The sequence below is a fragment of the Streptococcus sanguinis genome, from assembly GCF_003943655.1.
Lineage (GTDB): Bacteria > Bacillota > Bacilli > Lactobacillales > Streptococcaceae > Streptococcus > Streptococcus sanguinis_F.
Map to the genome: position 1 here is coordinate 24,696 of NZ_RJMM01000014.1, position 20,049 is coordinate 44,744.

General features: G+C 42.5%; 22 protein-coding genes. 18 read left to right on the forward strand and 4 right to left on the reverse strand.

Annotated features, from left to right (window positions below; all coding sequences use genetic code 11):
• The 4 genes from D8886_RS07020 to D8886_RS07035 all read left to right on the forward strand — a co-directional run bounded on the left by D8886_RS07020 (nt 1) and on the right by D8886_RS07035 (nt 3,697).
• Nucleotides 1-954: a branched-chain amino acid ABC transporter permease gene (locus tag D8886_RS07020; protein WP_125402485.1), complete on the forward strand. Its 954-nt coding sequence runs from the start codon at nt 1-3 to the stop codon at nt 952-954.
• A complete protein-coding gene (locus tag D8886_RS07025; RefSeq protein WP_002931321.1) occupies nt 954-1,718 on the forward strand; it encodes an ABC transporter ATP-binding protein in 765 nt (254 codons plus the stop codon). Before D8886_RS07020 ends, D8886_RS07025 begins: the two co-directional genes overlap by 1 nt.
• Nucleotides 1,718-2,428, forward strand: a complete 711-nt coding sequence (locus D8886_RS07030; protein WP_002894681.1) for an ABC transporter ATP-binding protein — start codon at nt 1,718-1,720, stop codon at nt 2,426-2,428. Before D8886_RS07025 ends, D8886_RS07030 begins: the two co-directional genes overlap by 1 nt.
• Before the next feature lie 612 nt (nt 2,429-3,040).
• Nucleotides 3,041-3,697 carry a CBS domain-containing protein gene (locus tag D8886_RS07035; protein WP_125434780.1) on the forward strand — a complete coding sequence of 219 codons (657 nt, stop codon included), beginning with the start codon at nt 3,041-3,043 and terminating at the stop codon, nt 3,695-3,697.
• 35 nt (nt 3,698-3,732) lie between these two features.
• Here the strand turns inward: D8886_RS07035 and D8886_RS07040 are convergent, their stop codons facing one another.
• Nucleotides 3,733-4,620 carry a YitT family protein gene (locus D8886_RS07040; RefSeq protein ID WP_125434782.1) on the reverse strand — a complete coding sequence of 296 codons (888 nt, stop codon included), beginning with the start codon at nt 4,618-4,620 and terminating at the stop codon, nt 3,733-3,735.
• Between the two features lie 312 nt (nt 4,621-4,932).
• Here D8886_RS07040 and tmk point away from each other — a divergent pair, with 312 nt between their 5' ends.
• The 9 genes from tmk (at nt 4,933) to nth (ending at nt 12,252) form a co-directional block, all read left to right on the forward strand.
• The gene (tmk, locus tag D8886_RS07050) at nt 4,933-5,571 is read left to right on the forward strand and encodes a dTMP kinase (RefSeq protein WP_048773035.1); all 639 of its coding nucleotides are present in this window, start codon (nt 4,933-4,935) and stop codon (nt 5,569-5,571) included.
• Nucleotides 5,568-6,458: a DNA polymerase III subunit delta' gene (locus D8886_RS07055; RefSeq protein WP_125434784.1), complete on the forward strand. Its 891-nt coding sequence runs from the start codon at nt 5,568-5,570 to the stop codon at nt 6,456-6,458. Before tmk ends, D8886_RS07055 begins: the two co-directional genes overlap by 4 nt.
• A gap of 24 nt (nt 6,459-6,482) precedes the next feature.
• A complete protein-coding gene (gene yabA / locus D8886_RS07060) occupies nt 6,483-6,800 on the forward strand; it encodes a DNA replication initiation control protein YabA (RefSeq protein WP_125434786.1) in 318 nt (105 codons plus the stop codon).
• Nucleotides 6,801-6,802: 2 nt separating this feature from the next.
• A complete protein-coding gene (rsmI, locus tag D8886_RS07065; protein ID WP_125434788.1) occupies nt 6,803-7,672 on the forward strand; it encodes a 16S rRNA (cytidine(1402)-2'-O)-methyltransferase in 870 nt (289 codons plus the stop codon).
• Between the two features lie 85 nt (nt 7,673-7,757).
• Nucleotides 7,758-8,522 (forward strand): DpnI domain-containing protein, encoded by a 765-nt coding sequence (locus D8886_RS07070; protein WP_125434790.1) that lies wholly within the window; start codon nt 7,758-7,760, stop codon nt 8,520-8,522.
• A 237-nt stretch (nt 8,523-8,759) separates the two neighbouring features.
• Nucleotides 8,760-9,851, forward strand: a complete 1,092-nt coding sequence (gene serC, locus D8886_RS07075; protein ID WP_125434792.1) for a 3-phosphoserine/phosphohydroxythreonine transaminase — start codon at nt 8,760-8,762, stop codon at nt 9,849-9,851.
• Nucleotides 9,852-9,863: 12 nt separating this feature from the next.
• Nucleotides 9,864-11,039, forward strand: a complete 1,176-nt coding sequence (locus D8886_RS07080; RefSeq protein WP_125434794.1) for a 3-phosphoglycerate dehydrogenase family protein — start codon at nt 9,864-9,866, stop codon at nt 11,037-11,039.
• A 135-nt stretch (nt 11,040-11,174) separates the two neighbouring features.
• Nucleotides 11,175-11,528, forward strand: coding sequence for an arsenate reductase family protein (locus D8886_RS07085; RefSeq protein WP_125434796.1), 354 nt, complete (start codon nt 11,175-11,177; stop codon nt 11,526-11,528).
• Nucleotides 11,529-11,622: 94 nt separating this feature from the next.
• Nucleotides 11,623-12,252, forward strand: a complete 630-nt coding sequence (gene nth / locus D8886_RS07090) for an endonuclease III (RefSeq protein WP_002905943.1) — start codon at nt 11,623-11,625, stop codon at nt 12,250-12,252.
• Nucleotides 12,253-12,277: 25 nt separating this feature from the next.
• Here nth and D8886_RS07095 read toward each other — a convergent pair whose 3' ends face one another.
• From D8886_RS07095 to D8886_RS07115, 3 genes are all read right to left on the reverse strand, one after another.
• Nucleotides 12,278-12,871 carry a helix-turn-helix domain-containing protein gene (locus D8886_RS07095; protein WP_125434798.1) on the reverse strand — a complete coding sequence of 198 codons (594 nt, stop codon included), beginning with the start codon at nt 12,869-12,871 and terminating at the stop codon, nt 12,278-12,280.
• A gap of 168 nt (nt 12,872-13,039) precedes the next feature.
• Nucleotides 13,040-13,426, reverse strand: a complete 387-nt coding sequence (locus tag D8886_RS07110) for a bleomycin resistance protein (protein ID WP_125434802.1) — start codon at nt 13,424-13,426, stop codon at nt 13,040-13,042.
• A gap of 11 nt (nt 13,427-13,437) precedes the next feature.
• Nucleotides 13,438-14,265: an exodeoxyribonuclease III gene (locus D8886_RS07115; RefSeq protein ID WP_125434804.1), complete on the reverse strand. Its 828-nt coding sequence runs from the start codon at nt 14,263-14,265 to the stop codon at nt 13,438-13,440.
• A 142-nt stretch (nt 14,266-14,407) separates the two neighbouring features.
• On the opposite strand from D8886_RS07115, the gene D8886_RS07120 reads away from it, so the two are divergent.
• The 5 genes from D8886_RS07120 to D8886_RS07140 all read left to right on the forward strand — a co-directional run bounded on the left by D8886_RS07120 (nt 14,408) and on the right by D8886_RS07140 (nt 19,959).
• Nucleotides 14,408-14,863, forward strand: a complete 456-nt coding sequence (locus D8886_RS07120) for a DUF3290 family protein (protein WP_002897090.1) — start codon at nt 14,408-14,410, stop codon at nt 14,861-14,863.
• Nucleotides 14,860-15,492: a DUF421 domain-containing protein gene (locus D8886_RS07125; RefSeq protein WP_125434806.1), complete on the forward strand. Its 633-nt coding sequence runs from the start codon at nt 14,860-14,862 to the stop codon at nt 15,490-15,492. Before D8886_RS07120 ends, D8886_RS07125 begins: the two co-directional genes overlap by 4 nt.
• A gap of 128 nt (nt 15,493-15,620) precedes the next feature.
• Nucleotides 15,621-17,618, forward strand: a complete 1,998-nt coding sequence (gene metG / locus D8886_RS07130) for a methionine--tRNA ligase (protein ID WP_125434808.1) — start codon at nt 15,621-15,623, stop codon at nt 17,616-17,618.
• Between the two features lie 1,146 nt (nt 17,619-18,764).
• Complete coding sequence (locus tag D8886_RS11970) at nt 18,765-19,061, forward strand: DUF6287 domain-containing protein (protein ID WP_446677711.1); 297 nt, start codon at nt 18,765-18,767, stop codon at nt 19,059-19,061.
• Between the two features lie 142 nt (nt 19,062-19,203).
• On the forward strand, nt 19,204-19,959 hold the full coding sequence (locus D8886_RS07140; RefSeq protein WP_125331178.1) for a DeoR/GlpR family DNA-binding transcription regulator: 756 nt from the start codon (nt 19,204-19,206) through the stop codon (nt 19,957-19,959).
• Nucleotides 19,960-20,049: the final 90 nt, after the last annotated feature.

The following is a 20,049-nucleotide window of genomic DNA, read 5'->3' on the forward strand; positions in this document are numbered from 1 at the left end:
ATGAAAAAGAATTTAAAGATAAATATTTTCTGGCTTGGCCTTGTCTTAATCGGCTACTTGCTGATGACAGTATTGGTTAGTGCCGGTGTTCTCAACGCTTTTTACATTCAAATCTTAGAACAGATTGGTATTAATATTATTCTGGCGGTCGGGCTCAACCTGATCGTCGGATTCTCGGGTCAATTCTCTCTTGGGCATGCTGGCTTTATGGCTATCGGTGCCTACGCTGTAGCAATTATTGGCTCTAAATCGCCAACTTATGGAGCTTTCTTTATTGCTATGCTGGCGGGAGCTGTCATTGCTGGTATTGTAGCTTTGGCAGTTGGTTTGCCAACACTACGTCTTAAAGGGGACTATCTCGCGATTGCGACTCTTGGTGTCTCAGAGATTATCCGGATTCTGATTATTAATGGCGGTACTTTGACTAATGGCGCAGCTGGTATCCTATCTATTCCGCCCTTTACTTCTTGGCAGATGGTCTATGTCTTTGTTGTTATCACAACTATTTTGACCTTGAATTTCCTGCGCAGTCCTATTGGCCGCAGTACTCTGTCTGTCCGTGAGGATGAGATTGCTGCCGAGTCTGTTGGGGTTAATACTACTAGAATCAAAGTGACAGCCTTTGTCTTGGGAGCTATCACGGCTTCTATTGCTGGCTCTCTTCAAGCTGGCTTCGTTGGTTCAGTCGTTCCTAAGGACTATTCCTTTACCAACACTATCAATATCTTGATTATTGTCGTTTTTGGTGGTCTAGGCTCTATGACTGGAACCATTGTAGCTGCAGTAGTATTGGGAATTCTCAATATGCTGCTGCAGGATGTATCCAGCATTCGGATGATTGTCTATTCTTTGGCCTTGATTTTGGTCATGATTTTCCGTCCAGGCGGACTTTTGGGAACATGGGAGCTCAGTCTGTCTAAGCTCTTCAAAAAGAATAAGGAGGTCAAAGAATAATGGCACTTCTTGATGTAAAAAATCTAACTAAAAACTTTGGCGGTCTGACTGCTGTCAGCGATGTGACTTTGGAACTCAACGAGGGTGAGCTGGTTGGTCTGATTGGCCCTAATGGTGCAGGAAAAACGACTCTTTTCAATCTCTTAACGGGCGTTTATGAGCCGAGTGAAGGGACAGTGACACTAGATGGTCACTTGCTAAATGGTAAGGTTCCTTACAAGATTGCTGCTTTAGGTCTAGGGCGAACCTTCCAAAACATCCGGCTCTTTAAGGATCTTAGTGTTTTGGATAATGTTCTGATTGCCTTTGGTAATCATCATAAGGCTCATGTGTTAGCTTCTTTCCTACGCCTGCCAGCCTACTACAAAAACGAAGAAGAACTCAAAGACAAGGCTTTGGAGTTGCTGAAAATTTTTGACTTGGACAAGGAAGCAGAAACCTTGGCTAAGAACCTAGCTTATGGTCAGCAGCGTCGCTTGGAGATTGTTCGGGCCTTGGCAACGGAGCCAAAGATTCTCTTCTTGGATGAGCCAGCTGCAGGAATGAACCCTCAGGAGACAGCAGAGCTGACTGCATTGATTCGACGGATTAAAAACGAATTTAACATTACCATCATGCTGATTGAGCATGACATGAGTCTGGTAATGGAAGTCACTGAGCGAATCTATGTTTTGGAGTACGGCCGCTTGATTGCGCACGGAACACCTGATGAAATTAAGAATGACAAACGCGTTATTGAAGCTTATCTAGGAGGTGAAGCCTAATGTCCATGCTTAAAGTTGAGAATCTCTCTGTCCATTATGGCATGATTCAGGCTGTCCGTGATGTCAGCTTTGAAGTAAACGAAGGAGAAGTCGTTTCCCTGATTGGTGCTAATGGCGCTGGGAAAACAACCATTCTCCGGACTATTTCAGGCTTGGTTCGTCCAAGTGCTGGTAAAATTGAATTTGTAGGCAATGAAATTCAAAAAGTTCCTGCTCAAAAAATCGTAGCAGCCGGACTTTCGCAAGTACCAGAAGGTCGACATGTCTTTCCAGGACTGACCGTTTTGGAGAATTTGGAAATGGGTGCCTTTCTCAAAACAAACCGCGAAGAAAATCAAGCCAATCTCAAAAAGGTCTTCTCTCGTTTCCCACGCTTGGAAGAGCGTAAAAATCAAGATGCTGCAACCCTTTCAGGTGGTGAGCAGCAGATGCTGGCTATGGGACGGGCGCTGATGTCTACTCCTAAACTTTTGCTTTTGGATGAACCTTCTATGGGCTTGGCGCCGATCTTTATCCAGGAAATCTTCGATATTATCCAAGATATTCAGCGACAAGGAACAACTGTGCTTTTGATTGAGCAGAATGCCAACAAGGCTCTCTCTATCGCCGACCGCGGCTATGTTCTTGAAACAGGCAAAATCGTTCTGTCCGGAACCGGCCAAGAGCTCCTCGCTTCTGACGAAGTCCGCAAAGCATATCTAGGTGGCTGAAACAATCCGGGGGATTGTTTCAGGTTGCAGATGGGAACTCGCGGTAGCGAGTTTTCTTCAAAAGGTCTGGGAGACATTTTTAGGCTGTGGATAGAAAGTTACGGTAATAACTTAACAGTTTAAAAAGGTCCAATGGACCTTTTTAAGTTGCAGCTAAAGAAAACAAGGTTTTCGTCAAGATGGTCGGTGGATTGTTTCAGGTTGCAGATGGAAACTCACGAGAGCGAGTTTTCTTCAAAATGTCTGGGAGACATTTTTAGGTTGTGGATAGAAAGTTACGGTAGTAACTTAACATTTTGAAAAGGTCCATTGGACCTTTTTAAGTTGGAGCTAAAGAAAACAGTGTTTTCTTCAAGATGCCTAGGGGATTGTTTCAGGTTGCAGATGGGAACTCGCGGTAGCGAGTTTTCGCTTGATAAGGCCCTTTGTACTTTTTTCTCTTAGATGCTTAAAATATTTTAGCTAGGCATTTCCTATCTTCAATTTTTGCCAATCGTAGGATTTTTCTAAATTTTGAAAACTTAGGCAAAGAACTTGGAAGCGTTTGAAATTAGCTGCAAAATAAAGTATAATAAGTATAAGAATTTTGGATAGGAAGAAGGGGGAACTCTTATGGCAGTTAAAGATTTTATGACGCGTAAGGTGGTTTATATCAGCCCAGATACAACGATTGCTCATGCGGCAGATATGATGCGTGAGCAGAAGCTCCACCGTCTGCCGGTGATTGAGAATGACCAACTAGTGGGACTGGTGACAGAAGGAACGATTGCAGAAGCTAGTCCGTCTAAGGCAACGAGCCTGTCCATTTATGAGATGAATTATCTTCTCAACAAAACCAAGGTTGGTGATGTTATGATTCGTGATGTGGTCACGATTTCTCAGTTTGCCAGTCTGGAAGATGCGACCTATCTGATGCTGAAAAATAAGATTGGCATCCTGCCTGTCGTGGACAATGAACAGCTTTACGGAGTTATCACAGACCGTGATATTTTCAAGGCCTTCTTGGAAGTATCTGGCTATGGTGAAGAGGGAGTTCGGCTGCGTTTTGTCACTGAGAATAAGGTGGGGGTTCTTGAGCAGATTATCCGTCTTCTGGTGGAAGAAAATCTCAACATCTCCAATACAGTCAATATACCACGCAAGGATGGCAAAGTCGTCATTGAAGTACAGTTAGCTGGTGATATAGACATGGAGCTTCTCAAGAAAAAATTTGAAGAGCATGCTATTGAGCTGGCTGAGATTACACATACTGCTCCAAAAACTTTATAAATAACATAAAAAAGCCTCATCGTTAGATGAGGTTTTTAACGTACAATAGGTTGTTTGTTAGCATCTAAAGTGAAGCCTTCGCCCAAAATCTCATGGGCTTCGCTAATAGTAGTAAAGGCAAATGGATCGACTTGGTTAATGAGTTTTTTCATTTGCTGCATTTCATTACGGGAAACAACACAGTAGACAATTTGCAGATCCTGCTTGCTATAGAAGCCTTGCCCCTTGAGGTAGGTCACTCCACGATCCAGCTTGTCATTGATAGCTTCAGCTAGCTCAGTGGGCTTACTGGTAACGATAAGGAATCCCTTACCAGCAAAACCTCCTTCTGCAATTAGGTCAATGACGCGGGAGGTGATAAAGACAAACATGAGGGTGTAAGATACCATGCGTAAGTCTTTGAAGACTAGGAGAACCAAGGTAATGACTACAAAGTCAACCGTCAGCATGAGTCTGCCCATGGAAATGCTGGTGTATTTATTGAAGATGCGGGCCACAATGTCCGTACCGCCAGTTGTTCCGCCAGCATTAAAGATGGTGCCCAGTCCAATCCCCATAATAATCCCCGTTCCAAGACAGGCTAGTAAGACATCGCCGTCCAGAGCTGAGATAAAATAGTCTTGCAGGTGTTTGGAGGCAGGTAAGATTTCAAAAATTTTGAGCCAGGCTGACACAGAGAAAGTCCCTAGAATACTGAGGTAGAGGGTTCTCGAACCNAGTAGCTTCCATGCAATAATAAAGAGAGGAATGTTAATCACTAGGTTGGTCGTCGAGACAGGGATTTTAAATAGATAGTAGGTAATCAAGGTCAGACCCGTTGCTCCACCCTCATACAAATGAAAGGGAATGACCAAATAATGAATCCCAAAAGAAAAAATTCCAGCCCCAAAAATGATGGCCAGTACGTTTTTTAATTTAAACATAAGATCCTCCTAAATCTATTTCCAGAAATTTCTTCTGAATATATTTTACCAAAAATTTAGCCTTTATGAAAGACTTTGAAAAAATTTTTAAAGTCTTTTCTTATGATGGGCTTTTAGCTTTTTTTTTTGGTAAAATAAACAATAGATAAAAAAGAGTGGGATGAAAATAATGAGCTGACGAATTCGGCTCTTATCAGGCTGCTCAGCCGTTTGGACATGCTGTAAAAGTAGCTTATATCAAGCTTTAGGGCAAGTCTTATCTGCATTTTCTTATAAAGAACGAAAAATAGAAGTTAGAGATTCAAGGTAAAGATGAAAAATGGTATTTTGATTTCGCTGGAAGGTCCAGAAGGGGCTGGAAAGTCAAGTGTGTTGGAAGCCTTGCTTCCTTTTTTGAAAAATTATGGTACTGGCCTGATTACAACGCGGGAGCCGGGTGGCGTCCAGATTGCTGAGGCTATCCGCGAAGTGATTTTGGAACCTAGTCATACTGCGATGGATGCTAAGACTGAGCTTTTGCTGTACATTGCCAGCCGCCGTCAGCACTTGGCTGAACGGGTTTTGCCAGCTTTAACGCAAGGGAAGCTTGTCTTGATGGATCGTTTTATTGATAGTTCAGTGGCCTATCAGGGATACGGACGGGGTCTGGATGTAGCAGACATTGAATGGCTCAATCAGTTTGCGACAGATGGACTCAAGCCTGATTTGACCCTCTATTTTGATATTGATGTGGAAGAAGGGCTGGCGCGGATTGCTAAGAGTGAAAGCCGAGAGGTGAATCGGCTTGATCTGGAAGGTTTGGACTTGCACCAGCGGGTTCGGCAGGGCTATTTGGCGATTCTTGACAAGGAGCCTGAGCGCTTTGTCAAGGTAGATGCCAGCCAACCTTTGGATAAGGTAGTGGCTGATAGTTTGGCCATCATTCAGGAACGATTTGGGAATCCGTCATGAAGATAAAAGATTTACAGCAAATCCAGCCCAGCTTGTTTGAGCAGTTTCAGCATATTTTGGAACAGGGACGGCTTAGTCACGCCTACTTGTTTACCGGAGCTTTTGGCAGTTTTGAAATGGCTCAAATCCTGTCTCAAAGTCTTTTTTGCGAGAATAAGCAGGGCGTCTGGCCTTGTCAGTCTTGTCGTTCCTGCCGTTTGATTGCAGAAGAAGATTTTTCTGATGTAACGGTGGTGCGACCAGCTAATAACATTATCAAAACTGATCGAGTTCGGGAGCTAGTCCGAAACTTCTCTCAAAGTGGTTTAGAAGGCAGTCGGCAGGTTTTCATTATCTGCGGTGCGGATCGGATGCACGTCAATGCATCAAATTCTTTGCTTAAAGTCATTGAGGAGCCGCAGAGCGAGATTTATATCTTTCTCCTGACTGCTGATGAACAGCTGATTCTGCCGACAATTCGAAGTCGGACTCAGGTTTATCATTTTTTGAAAAATACAGCTGCTTTGCAGCACGGCTTGGAGCAGGATGGCTTGATTAAAAGTCGAGCAGAGCTACTAGCTGCCTATAGTCAGACTCAGTCAGAAGCGAAAAGCTTGGCTCATAATAATTCCTTTTTTGAATTAGTCAGTGAATGCGAGCGCTTTGTCAAGGATTTTCAGACTCTCTCCAGTCAGGCATTTCTGCAGGTTTCACGTCTGGCAAAGATGGCTGATGATAAGGAGAAGCAGGAACAGGTCTTCAAGCTCTTGGAAGTATTATTTTATAAAGACATAGCAACAGAAAGCGGTCGACAGGCCTTGGAGCAGCTTTTGCTGGCTCGGAAGATGTGGCAGGCCAATGTATCTTTTCAAAATGCTTTAGAATATATGACTTTGAAGGGAAAGTAAAAAGAGGCATCACAGGAGTATAAAATGGATAAAAAAGATTTATTTGACGCCTTGGATGATTTTTCACAGACGCTTTTAGTGACTCTTGCTGAGGTGGAGGCCGTCAAGAAAAATCTCAAGAATGTGGTAGAGGAAAATATTGCTCTGCATCTGGAAAATGACAAGCTGCGGGAGCGCTTAGGAGAGGTGGAGAAGGAAGCTCCGACCAAGACCAAGAAAAACCGGGATAATCTGCGTAAGCTTTACTATGACGGCTTTCATGTCTGTACGGATTTCTACGGTCAGCGCCGGGAGAATGACGCAGAGTGCATGTTCTGTGATGAATTGTTATTTAGGGAGTAGCGATGCAGGTTCAAAAAAGTTTTAAGGGCGAAACTGCCTACGGCAAGCTTTATCTGGTCGCAACTCCTATCGGCAATCTGGAGGATATGAGCATCCGTATGGTTAATACTTTGAAAGAGGTTGACAGGATTGCGGCTGAAGATACAAGAAATACGGGTTTGCTGCTCAAGCACTTTGGGATTGAGACCAAGCAGATCAGTTTTCACGAGCACAATGCCAAGGAGAAAATCCCAGTTCTCTTGGACATGCTTCAAAGTGGAAGTGATATAGCCCAGGTTTCAGATGCTGGTCTGCCCAGTATTTCTGATCCTGGACATGAATTGGTTCAGGCAGCGCTAGAAGCTGGAATTACTGTAGTGCCGATTCCTGGTCCTAGTGCTGGAATAACAGCCTTGATTGCTAGCGGATTGGCTCCCCAACCGCATATTTTCTATGGCTTTCTGCCTAGAAAGGCTGGCCAGCAGAAGGAATTTTTCACTAGCAAAAAATTCTATCCTGAGACCCAGATTTTCTACGAATCCCCTCACCGGGTTCGGGCTACGCTGGAAAATATGCTGGCAGTTTATGGTGACCGTCAAGTGGTCTTGGTGCGTGAGCTGACTAAGATTCATGAAGAGTATCAGCGAGGGCTGATTTCAGAGTTGCTGGCCTATACGGCTGAACATCCGCCTAAAGGAGAGTGTCTCTTGATTGTAGCTGGGGCGGCAGAAGATGCTCCACAAGAAATTTCTCAAGAGCAGATCCTAGCTGAAATTGATTTTTTAGTTGAAGCCGGCAGCAAAAAAAATCAGGCCATCAAGGAAGTGGCCAAGAAATATGGCAGGAACAAGAGCGAGCTCTATGCGGTTTATCATGCACTAAGAGAAAGTTGAAGACTTTAAAAATGTGTTTAATCATGCTCCTTGCTGTCAAATTTTTATAGTAGGTTGTTGATGTTTATCGTACTTCGAGGTTCTTATGCAATTACAGTTTAACTTAGCTTTGATTAAAAATTATAAAAGCAACAGTCAAAAGGCTCGTGTTTTGACAGAAGATTGGGTTGCTCGTCATAGCTATTGCCCAAATTGTGGTAAAAGTCCTTTGAAACACTTTGAAAATAATCGCCCTGTTGCAGACTTCTTTTGCCAGAGTTGTTCAGAAGAATTTGAACTAAAAAGTAAGAAGGGAAATTTTTCTTCTATTATCAATGACGGTGCTTATGCAACTATGGTTGAGAGAGTACAAGCAGATAATAATCCAAACTTTTTCTTTTTGACCTATTCGGAAACTTATGAAGTTCAAAATTTTATAGTCCTTCCCAAGCAATTTATAACAGTTGACACTATAATTAAGAGGAANCCACTTGGTCCGACTGCAAGACGAGCGGGTTGGGTAGGCTGCAATATCGATTTGTCACAAGTGCCGTCAAAGGGAAGAATATTTCTAGTTAAAAATGGTCAGATTAAAGAGCCTGAACTAGTGCATAAAGAATTTAGAGAGACCTTATTTCTTAGAAAGCAATCTTTTGCTACTAGGGGATGGTTGCTGGAAATTCTCAAATGCTTGGATAAAATCAAGGAGAGAGAGTTTACGCTTGAAGATATGTATTCTTTTGAAGAAAGAATAAAAGTCATTTTCCCTAACAACCATCATATTAAGGACAAGATTCGCCAACAATTGCAATTGCTAAGAGATAAAGGGATTATAGAATTTATTGGAAGAGGAAGATATAGGAAGTTATGAAAATTGATTGAACACTTTCTATAGAAATTAAATCTTTAATTTTTCTATGTCTTCAGACTTAGTAATCCTGACTTAAACTCAGGATTTTTTTGTTATCTAGATTAGACAGTTGGTTTTGCTTATCTATATTTCAACAATGTTCGGGAATTGGCTAAAAAAGTGCTTGATTTCTGAAATAAAATAGATATTTTCTAAACTTTGTGATATGATATACAAAATAAATTTTGGAGGTAGGATATGACGATTTACAATTTTTCTGCTGGACCGGCAGTATTGCCCAAGGAAGTCTTGAAAAAAGCTCAGGCTGAGTTTTTAGACTATGCCCAAAGTGGCATGAGTGTGATGGAGCTGTCCCACCGATCCAAGGAATTTGACGATATTATCAAAGAAGCTGAGAGCTTGCTGCGTGAGCTTATGGATATTCCGGACAATTACCGCGTGCTCTTTCTGCAGGGGGGAGCTTCTACTCAGTTTAGTATGATTCCGCTTAATCTAGCCCAAGGCGGCAAGGCCTACTACCTAGTAGCTGGATCTTGGGGAAAGAAAGCTTACACTGAAGCAGTCAAGCTGTCTAAGTTCATTCCATTTGAGCCGATTCTTTTGGCTTCGTCAGAGGATTTAAATTACACGGAAATTCCTTCTTTTGATGAGAAGGAGATTGATCCGCAGGCGGCTTATGTGCATCTGACAACCAATAATACAATCGAAGGAACGGCTATTTATGATCTGCCTACGACCAATGGCGTGCCGATTGTGGCGGACATGTCTTCTAATATCCTGGCTGCTCAGTACCGAGTAGAGGATTTTGGTTTGATTTATGCTGGGGCTCAGAAGAATATCGGACCTGCCGGCGTGACAGTTGTCATCATTCGAGAAGACCTGCTGGATGACGAACCAGTTCTATCTAGCATGTTGGATTACCGCATTCAGGCGGACAATGGCTCTCTTTACAATACACCACCTACTTTCGCCATCTATATGGCCAAACTGGTCTTTGAGTGGGTCAAGGAGCTGGGTGGTGTAGCAGAAATGGAAAAGCGCAATCGTGAAAAATCTAGCCTTTTATACGACTTCATTGAGCAGTCTGACTTTTATCGCAGTCCAGTCCGTTACAAGGAGCAGCGCTCAGTCGCCAATATTCCCTTTGTGTCTCCTAGCCCAGAGCTGGACGCCAAATTTAACAAAGAGGCTGCAGCAGCGGGATTCAAGAATATCAAGGGGCACCGCAGCGTAGGCGGCATGAGAGCCAGTCTCTACAATGCTTTTCCGCTTCAAGGTGTCAAGGACTTGATTGCCTTTATGCAGAAATTTGAAGAAGAAAATTCTTAAGGGAGGGAATCTATGGTCTTTAGTGTCAAAACCTTTAACAACATCAATCAAATCGGGCTTAAGGAGCTGGGCAATGCTTTTCAGATTGACGGAGACAAGTCTGACAATCCAGATGCTTATATCCTGCGCAGTCAAAACCTGCATGGACAGGAATTTCCAAGCAAGCTCAAAGCCATTGCGAGAGCAGGTGCAGGAACTAATAATATTCCTGTTGACCAGGCAACATCTCAGGGAATTGTGGTCTTCAACACACCAGGAGCTAATGCCAATGCGGTGAAAGAAGCGGTCTTGGCTTCCATTCTCCTGTCTGCGCGTGACTATATCGCAGCTAACAGTTGGGCTAACGGCCTTTCTGGAGATGATGTTCCCAAGCAAGTGGAAGCTGGTAAGAAGCAGTTTGCTGGGACAGAGATTGCAGAGAAGACTTTGGGAGTCATTGGGTTAGGAGCAATCGGTGGCCGTATTGCTAACGATGCCTATCGTCTGGGAATGAATGTCCTGGGCTATGACCCTTATGTATCCATTGAAACAGCTTGGAATATCTCTAGTCATGTCAAGCGGGTAGCAGACATTAAGGAAATCTTTGAGAAGAGTGATTATATCACTATTCATGTGCCCCTGACTGAGGATACACGTGCTACTTTTGATCAGGAGGCTTTTGGTCTCATGCAAAAGGGAACAACCCTTATCAACTTTGCCCGTGGCGAGCTGGTGGATAATGCTGCCCTCTTTGAAGCTATAGAAGCTGGTGTTATCAAGCGCTATATCACAGACTTTGGTGTGGAAGAGCTACTCCGTCATCCGCAGATTACAGTCTTTCCGCATTTGGGTGGCTCGACAGAGGAAGCTGAGCTCAACTGTGCCATTATGGCTGGGAAAACCATTCGACGCTTCATGGAAACAGGCGAGATTATTAACTCAGTGAATTTCCCTAATGTCCGTCAGGCTCTCTCAGCGCCTTATCGGATTACCCTGATTAACAAAAATGTACCGAATATTGTGGCTCGAATTTCAACAGCGGTTAGTGATTTGAATATCAATATCGACAATATCATCAATCGTTCCAAGGGTGATTATGCCTATACTTTGCTGGATCTGGATGAGTCGGATGAAAGCAAGATTCAGGAGCTGGTTGATAAATTTGAGAATAGCGACAATATTGTGCGCGTGCGTCTGATTAAGAAATAATCGAAAAATAGACGTGTTTCTTTATGGAATGCGTCTATGCCTGCCGATGAGCCTTTCGCTTGTCGGCTTTTTCTAATGAGTCTCGGCTTGACAAGAAAGAGCTATCTGGGCTATCATAGGGACGGAGGAAAAACAATGTTACAATTTATCGAATACCCAAAATGCTCTACCTGCCGCAAGGCCAAGGCTGAGCTCAATCAATTAGGAGTGGACTTTGAAGCGGTGGATATTGTCCAAAATACACCTAGCCGGGACCAACTCCTAGACTGGATCCAGAATTCTGATTTTGAGCTCAAGGCTTTTTTCAATACCAGCGGTCTCAAATACCGTGAGCTAGGTCTCAAAGAAAAAGTTCCGCATTTGACATCCNAGGAAGCTGCTGATTTATTATCGACAGACGGCATGCTGATTAAACGACCGCTCTTGGTTCGAGATAACCAAATCTTGCAGATTGGCTACCGAAAGGCGTATGAAGAGTTAGGTTTGTGAAATATTAAGACCAGCTGCTTTCTCAATCATGTTTTTTGGATGCTTCTTCCTTTCATGATATAATAAATCTATCTCAACCTTAGAAAGAAGAATCATGGTTTTATCAAAAAAACGGGCTCGTCATGTGATTGAAGAGATTATTGCTCTTTTCCCTGACGCCAAGCCCAGTCTGGATTTTCGCAATCACTTTGAGCTTTTGGTAGCGGTCATGCTGTCGGCTCAGACGACAGATGCTGCGGTCAATAAGGCAACGCCAGCTCTGTTTGAAGCCTATCCAAGTCCTCAAGATATGGCTGCGGCTGGTGAAGCAGACATTGCCAAATACATCTCCCGCCTAGGGCTCTATCGCAACAAGGCCAAGTTTTTGAAGAAATGCGCCCAGCAGCTTTTGGACGACTTTGACGGTCAAGTGCCACAAACGCGGGCGGAATTGGAAAGTCTGGCTGGTGTTGGTCGAAAAACGGCCAATGTGGTCATGAGTGTGGGCTTTGGTATTCCAGCCTTTGCTGTCGATACTCATGTGGAGCGCATCTGCAAGCACCATGATATCGTTAAAAAGTCGGCAACGCCACTGGAAGTAGAAAAGCGAGTTATGGATGTCCTTCCACCGGAACGTTGGCTGCCTGCCCATCAGGCCATGATTTACTTTGGCCGAGCCATCTGCCATCCTAAAAATCCCGAGTGCGATCACTATCCGCAACTCTATAACTTTAAAGACATTTAAAAAGCGAGGTCTGATGACTTCGCTTTTATTTGATAGGGAAGAAAGTAAGTAAGCCCCAGTAAAACAGCAGAGCAATAGTGCCAATTCCAAGTCCGAATAGAATAGGAAGGATGATTCTTTGGTAGGGAGCTTTACCTCTTTCTTCGGCTTCTTCAATCTCGCTCAGACTGCGTCCTTGATCATAGGCGACAATCTGGCGATAGGTACGAAGATTATGCTTTTTCTTGAATTTCTCAATGCGTAGGGCGTAGAACATCGCGATAGCAAAAATCAAGCAACTAATAGCGATGCCGTACCAATCCAAATAAAGAATTAGGGGAATGCTTATGATAGGACTGCCAATTAGCAGCAAGCTAAAGACCACTCCATCTTTTTGATAGCGCATAAATTCTTGGTCGTGAATAATTTGTTTCATGGTTTCCAAATCTCCTTTTACTAGTTTGTCCAACGACACTTCAAAGACCTTGCTCAGTAAGAGCAGGTTTTGAATATCAGGGTAGGTCGCGCCGCGTTCCCAGTTGGAAATGGATTGACGGCTGACAAAGATTATTTCAGCTAAATCGTCTTGAGATAAATTTTTCTCTTTACGATAGTGCTGGATTTGTTTTCCGACTTGCATAAGATTTCCTCGCTTCCTGATTTCATTCTACTCAATTATACAAAAAATGACTATCAAAGTTCTTTGACATACTGATTTCATGGGCTTTAGCAAAGGTTTTTTCACTGGATTTACAGGTCTGTTAATTCATATTTACCTACTGAAAAAGAGGCTAGAAGCCTCCTTTTCTTATTCACTAAATCTTAAAAAATAACCATCTGGATCCAAAATCGCAAATTCATGGGGATAAATAAAGCTATCTCCCACTCGAAATTCTCTTTTCGTCAGAGGACGATGGATGGGATAGTCAGCTTCCAGTAGTTTTTGGTGGAGCTGAGGGACATTTTCAATGCCAAAGGAAATATTGACACCGCGCCCGAAAGGATAGGTTAGTTGGGCTAATTCTTCTACGCTGCCTTCTTCTAGCATAAGTTGGCAGTCTTCAAGTGAGAGGAAGAGAAATTTCTCCTCTGGACGCTCATATTCGACAGAGAATCCCAGCAAGTCGCAGTAGAAGTGGCGCGACTTTTCGATGTTGGATACCACAAATTCGGGAATGACAGCTTGATAGTCCATTAGCTTTCTCCTTAGAGCTCAATCTCCATGACAATGGGTGTGTGGTCTTGGCGCGCACCGGAGTCAATCATATCAGACTTGGTTACCTTGTCAGCTACACGGTTGCTGGTCAGCCAGTAGTCGATTCTCCAGCCTGTATTGTTGATTTTAGAAGTCTTGCTGCGTTGCGCCCACCAAGTGTATTGGTTAGGGATATCGCCGTGTAGGTGGCGGAAGGTATCGGTGAAGCCTTTAGCCAGCAGGTTGGTGAAGCCAGCGCGCTCTTCGTCAGTAAAGCCTGGTGAACGGCGGTTGCTGGCTGGATTGGCCAAGTCAATTTCCTTGTGGGCCACATTGTAGTCGCCAGTAGCGAGGACTGGTTTTTGTTCATCTAGTGTTGCCAAGTATTCAGCGTATTTGGCATCCCAGACTTGACGGTCATCCAAACGTTTGAGTCCATCGCCAGCATTAGGCGTATAAACTTGAGTGACAAAGAAGCTGTCAAATTCCAGCGTAATGATGCGGCCTTCGACATCCATGGTTGACGGAGCGCCGATTTCTGGGAAGGTTACGGTTGGCGTCAGTTCTTTTTTGTAGAGGAACATGGTTCCAGCATAGCCCTTGCGGGCCGGCTCTTGAGAGGAGCGCCAAGTGTTTTCATAGTCTGGGAAAAGATTTGTCAAAATCTCCAAGTGCTTTTTAGTCGGACCTGTCGCAGACAGTTTTGTTTCCTGAATGGCGATAATATCTGCATTTTCTGCTTGCAAGGTTTGAAGGACAGCCTGAGAGAGCTTAGCTCGGGCGGAATCACTGGTCAATGCAGCGTTGAGAGAGTCAATGTTCCAAGAGATGAGTTTCATAAAATTTCCTTTTCTAGTAGAAGTTTGCTGAGTTTATTATAACAAAATTTAGGACTGATTTATAGCAAAGTGATTGTAAGAAAGCTTGAAAAATAATGAAAATTTTTCTATAATTATCCTAGAAAAATAGAGGGAAGAAACCATGAAATTCTATTCTTATGATTATGTTTTGAGTCAGATTAGCCAGCAAAACTGGGTGACAGTTGCACTTTCTGTCTTGCTGCTGCTTGTGACAGGATTTTTTGCTTTTAAGGCCTATCGCAATAAGCGCGATTCAAAATTCCGGGAATTAGCCATTATTTCTGTTTTGGCCTTAGTGGCTATGGTCTTGATTGGCATTAGCAATTTTCAGACTGACCAAGACTCTAACAACCAGTTTCAAACCTCTCTGCATTTTATTGAGGTCATTTCAGAAGATTTGGGTGTGGATAAGTCGGAGGTCTATGTCAATACTTCAGCCGCGACGGATGGAGCGATTTTGAAGGTCGGAAAGAACTTTTATCGGGCTATGAGCGGCAGTGAGCCGGATAAATATCTGCTTGAAAAAATTGACTTGCATAAGACAACAGATATCGAAATAGTGGAGGTTGAAAAATGACATTGAATTTTCTTGAAATCCTAATTAAACTAGCGCTGGGGCTTTTCTCACTAGTTTTTGTCATCAACGTGACGGGAAAAGGAAATCTGGCGCCTAATTCAGCGATCGACCAGATTCAAAACTATGTTCTTGGTGGTATTATCGGTGGGGTGATTTACAATAGCTCCATTAACATCCTCCAGTATGCGGTCATTCTCATCATGTGGACCATCCTGGTCTTAAGCCTGAAGTGGCTCAATAACAATGTCCGTGCGGTCAAGCATTTGATTGATGGTAAGCCGACAACGTTGATTAAGCATGGAGAACTGAGTCCCGAAGCCTGCCGTTCAGTTGGTCTTTCAGCAGCAGATGTAGCTTTGAAGCTGCGCAGCCAAGGTATTTTCCAGCTCAAGCAGGTCAAGAGAGCGGTTTTGGAGCAAAATGGCCAACTCATCATCGTACAGGTTGGTGAAGAGAATCCTAAATATCCCCTTATCACAGATGGTGTTGTCCAGATAGATATTCTGGAGTCTATTGACAAAACAGAAGACTGGCTGGTGGCGAGACTGGCTAAAGACGGCTATACTGATATTTCTAACATCTTCATCGCAGAATACGAAAGCGGCAACTTGAATGTTGTGACCTATTAAACCTAGAATATTTTCTAGGTTTTTTAATTGATTTTATTGTAAATGAATGTCTTTTCGCAAACTTAACAAAATATGATATAATGAAGTGCTATCAAAAAAGGTTTCATTAGCCTTGAAAGGATTAAAAAATGACTGAGAAACAATCGTTTTATATTACGACACCTATTTATTACCCATCTGGTAAGCTCCACATCGGGTCTGCCTATACCACCATTGCTTGTGATGTTCTGGCTCGCTACAAGCGTCTCATGGGCTACGATGTTTTCTATCTGACTGGTCTTGATGAGCATGGACAGAAGATTCAGGCCAAGGCGGAGGAGGCTGGCATTAGTCCTCAAGCTTATGTCGATGGTATGGCAGTTGGGGTCAAGGAACTCTGGAAACTGCTGGATATTTCTTATGATAAATTTATCCGGACGACAGATGACTACCATGAAAAGGTTGTAGCCGATGTCTTTGAACGACTCTTAGCTCAAGATGATATCTACTTGGGTGAATATTCAGGCTGGTATTCGGTCTCTGATGAGGAATTCTTTACTGAAAGCCAGCTAGCAGAAGTCTTCCGTGATGAAAATGGAAAGGTAACCGGCGGAATTGCACCATCTGGACATGAAGTGGAGTGGGTATCAGAAGAGTCTTATTTCCTCCGTCTCAGCAAGTACCAAGACCGCTTGGTAGAATTTTTCAAATCTCATCCAGACTTTATCACGCCGGACGGACGTCTTAATGAAATGCTGAAAAACTTCATTGAGCCGGGCCTGGAAGATTTAGCGGTATCTCGGACGACCTTTACTTGGGGTGTGCCGGTGCCATCCAATCCTAAACACGTTATCTATGTCTGGATTGATGCCCTACTCAACTATGCGACAGCACTTGGCTACGGTCAGGATGATCATGCTAACTACGATAAATTCTGGAATGGAACAGTCTTCCACATGGTGGGCAAGGACATTCTGCGTTTCCACTCTATCTACTGGCCAATCCTGCTCATGATGCTGGATATTAAGCTGCCCGACCGCTTGATTGCCCACGGTTGGTTTGTCATGAAGGATGGCAAGATGTCCAAGTCTAAGGGGAATGTGGTCTATCCGGAAATGCTGGTAGAACGTTATGGTTTGGATGCCCTGCGTTATTACCTCATGCGTAGTCTTCCGGTGGGATCTGATGGAACATTCACACCTGAGGACTATGTAGGTCGTATCAACTATGAGTTAGCTAATGACCTTGGAAACTTGCTCAACCGTACTGTTTCTATGATTAACAAGTACTTTGACGGTCAAGTGCCAGCCTATGAAGAAAATGTGACGGATTTTGACGGAGCTCTGGCTCAGGTGGCATCTGAATCCATCGCTGACTACTACAAACACATGGATGCAGTAGACTACCCACGCGCCCTAGAAGCAGTCTGGACGCTCATCTCCCGCACCAATAAATATATCGATGAAACCGCTCCTTGGGTTCTGGCTAAGGATGAAACCAAAATCAAAGAACTGGCAGCAGTTATGAGCCACTTGGCAGCCAGCCTTCGTGTTGTGGCACACATGATTGATCCTTTCATGATGGAAACAAGCAAGGCTGTCCTCAGCCAACTTGGCTTGCCTCAAGCAACTTCGCTGGAAAACCTAGCAATTGACCAACTCCCAGCAGGTCTGACAGTTGTAGAAAAAGGAACACCAATCTTCCCTCGTCTGGATATGGAAGAAGAAATTGCCTATATTAAGGGACAAATGGAAGGCAACAAACCTGCGGTTGAAAAAGAATGGAATCCAGAAGAAGTCGAGCTCAAACTTAACCGCAAGGAAATCAAGTTTGACGACTTTGACAAGGTAGAAATCCGTGTCGCAGAAGTCAAAGAGGTTTCTAAAGTTGAAGGCTCAGATAAGCTTCTTCAATTCCGCTTGGATGCAGGAGACGGTGAGGACCGCCAAATCCTCTCTGGTATTGCTAAATATTATCCAAACGAGCAAGAACTGGTCGGTAAGAAAGTCCAAATCGTAGCTAACCTCAAACCGCGCAAAATGATGGGCCGCATCAGCCAAGGTATGATTCTATCAGCCGAGCACGGCGACCAACTGACTCTCCTTACCGTGGATGAAAAAGTCCCAAATGGAAGTTTGATTGGATAACAATCTTTTATCTAATGACAATCCCCCAGCAGAAGGCTGCTGGGGGATTTATTAGTATTTTCTATTTAGAAATAACTCATATATTTATTTTAAGGATTTACAATTCAAAATCAAAAAGTTATAATGACATTGGTTTTATAAGGGAGTTAAAAATTATTAAATGAATCGGAGGGAAATATGAGAAAAAGTTACAGGGGAACAAATAGAGTTAAAAAACAGAAATTTATATTTTGGGGTTCTATTATTTTTATAACTATCCTAGGCTTAGTTTGTTTTTTTGTCTATAAGCAATATAGTTCGAAAAATACTAAAGAAGTTAGTGAACATATATATAGTTCGGATAAAGTTGATATTACAGGGGAGTANATTTCTAATACTGGCAGTAAAGCTGTAATTAGTTCCCTTGATCATAAGTGGAAAATAGACTATCAAACCTCCGATGGTAAGGTTTCTGGTATTTTTGAGACTAGTTGGAAAGAAGAGGAAAAGAAAAAAACATCTACTAGCAAAATGAAAAAATCTGATGGTTATGATAGTTTTAATATTACTATTGAAGTATTTGATGAGAAATCTAAACTTGTTACAGTTACTTTATCTGATGGTGATTTGAACCATGAAATGATATTTTCCAATCAAAAAGATTTTTTTAAATCAGATAATGCCAAAGACCAGGACTTAGTACTCAAGGGGAACTTATCTTCATTTGACGGTGTTTATTCCAATGACGATTTGGAACAATCAATAGCTGATTCAGGATTTACTTTGTATGCATATAAGCCTGAAGATTATTTTCAAAATCGAACCAGTGTATTCCCAAGAATTACTGGAAAAAGCAATGATTGGAATTTTTGGAGTGGCTCTTCTCATATGCAATATAAGTTGAATGAGAATAAACTGCCTAGAAAAATAGGAGATTATTATGAAGCATACTTTATTGGAGTAAACCAAATAGCTGTAGAGGGTAAAGAAATTTCAGTGTTATTGGTTCCAGAAAATATTGAAGGACCAAATGGAGATATTAGCTCAGAAAAAAGAATAATATTTGATCAAACAAATCAAATTAGTTTTAGAGAATATCAAGATAAGTGGTGGGAAAAATATACTACTGACTCAGTAGAGAAACAAGATTTGGACATTGAATCCATTATGAAAGGTGATTATGCGACTTTAGCAGGTGTCTGGAAAAATGGAGAAGGTCTGGAAGTAATTATATCCGCAGATGGAAAAACGAACAGAAATGAGAGTATCTCACCAAATTCGATTTCCAATTCTAAGTTTCCAACACTCAACATTCGGTCAGGGAATTCAGGGGCTATGATTGCTTTATTTAAAATTGGCTTTAGAAATCCGTATGGTGATCAATCTGATAGTAGTAGACCGAGATTAGTTTTTGGTCAGAATATCGGAAATGTCCCTGCTGATCAATACTACTATAAAGAGTAGGAAAAATTAAAAATCCGAGAACAGTAACTATTTCTGTTCTCGGATTTTTATATCACATTTTGTTTAAAACAAACAAATAATATGGAAAAAAACAGAAAAATGAGTTATAATAAACAAAACTAGAGTGTAGAGAGGGAATAGTATGGGTAAAAATCAGAGACAGGACGAAATAGTTAAACTGGTTGATCGAGCTGGGACAGTGACGGTTGCTGAGATTGTAGAGAGTATGAAGGTCTCAGATATGACGGTTCGGCGGGACTTGATTGAGCTGGAAAGTAAAGGGTTGCTGACTCGTGTTCACGGTGGGGCTAAAAGTAATCAGCACCTCAAGTACAGGGAAATACCTCATGAAGAGAAGCTTTATCAGAATATCGAGGCCAAGCGGACTGTTGCCAAGAAGGCTGTGGAGCTGATTGAAGATGGAGATACTATTTTTCTTGGACCGGGGACTTCTGTGGAAGTGCTGGCTGAGGAAATCAGCAATCATCATCTGCGCGTGATTACCAACTGCCTTCCGATCTTTCATGATCTTCTGAAGAAGAAGTCGGATACCTTCAAAGTCTTTCTCCTTGGTGGGGAGATGCGGGAAGCGACTCAAGCCTTTGTCGGCGAGATGACCAATGCCATCATGGATAAGATGTACTTTACTAAGATGTTTTTCAGTGGCAATGGTATCAAAAACGGGCAGATTATGACCTCTTCTTTTGAAGAAGCCTATACTCAGAAGCTAGCTTTGGAGCGCTCGACAGAGACTTACCTATTGATTGATTCTTCTAAGATTGGCAAGGAAGACTTCACTTCTATCTGTCCTTTGGCTGATATTACAGCTGTTATCACAGACCAGATGTCTGAAAATGCTCAAGAAGAACTGGAGGTTTATACCAAGATTATTTCTTAGTTTATTTTAAATGGATGAAAAAATTATCAGAAAGCTCTTTTTAGGGCTTTTTTTGTTTATTTTAATCATCTTTAAAAATATTTTGATTAA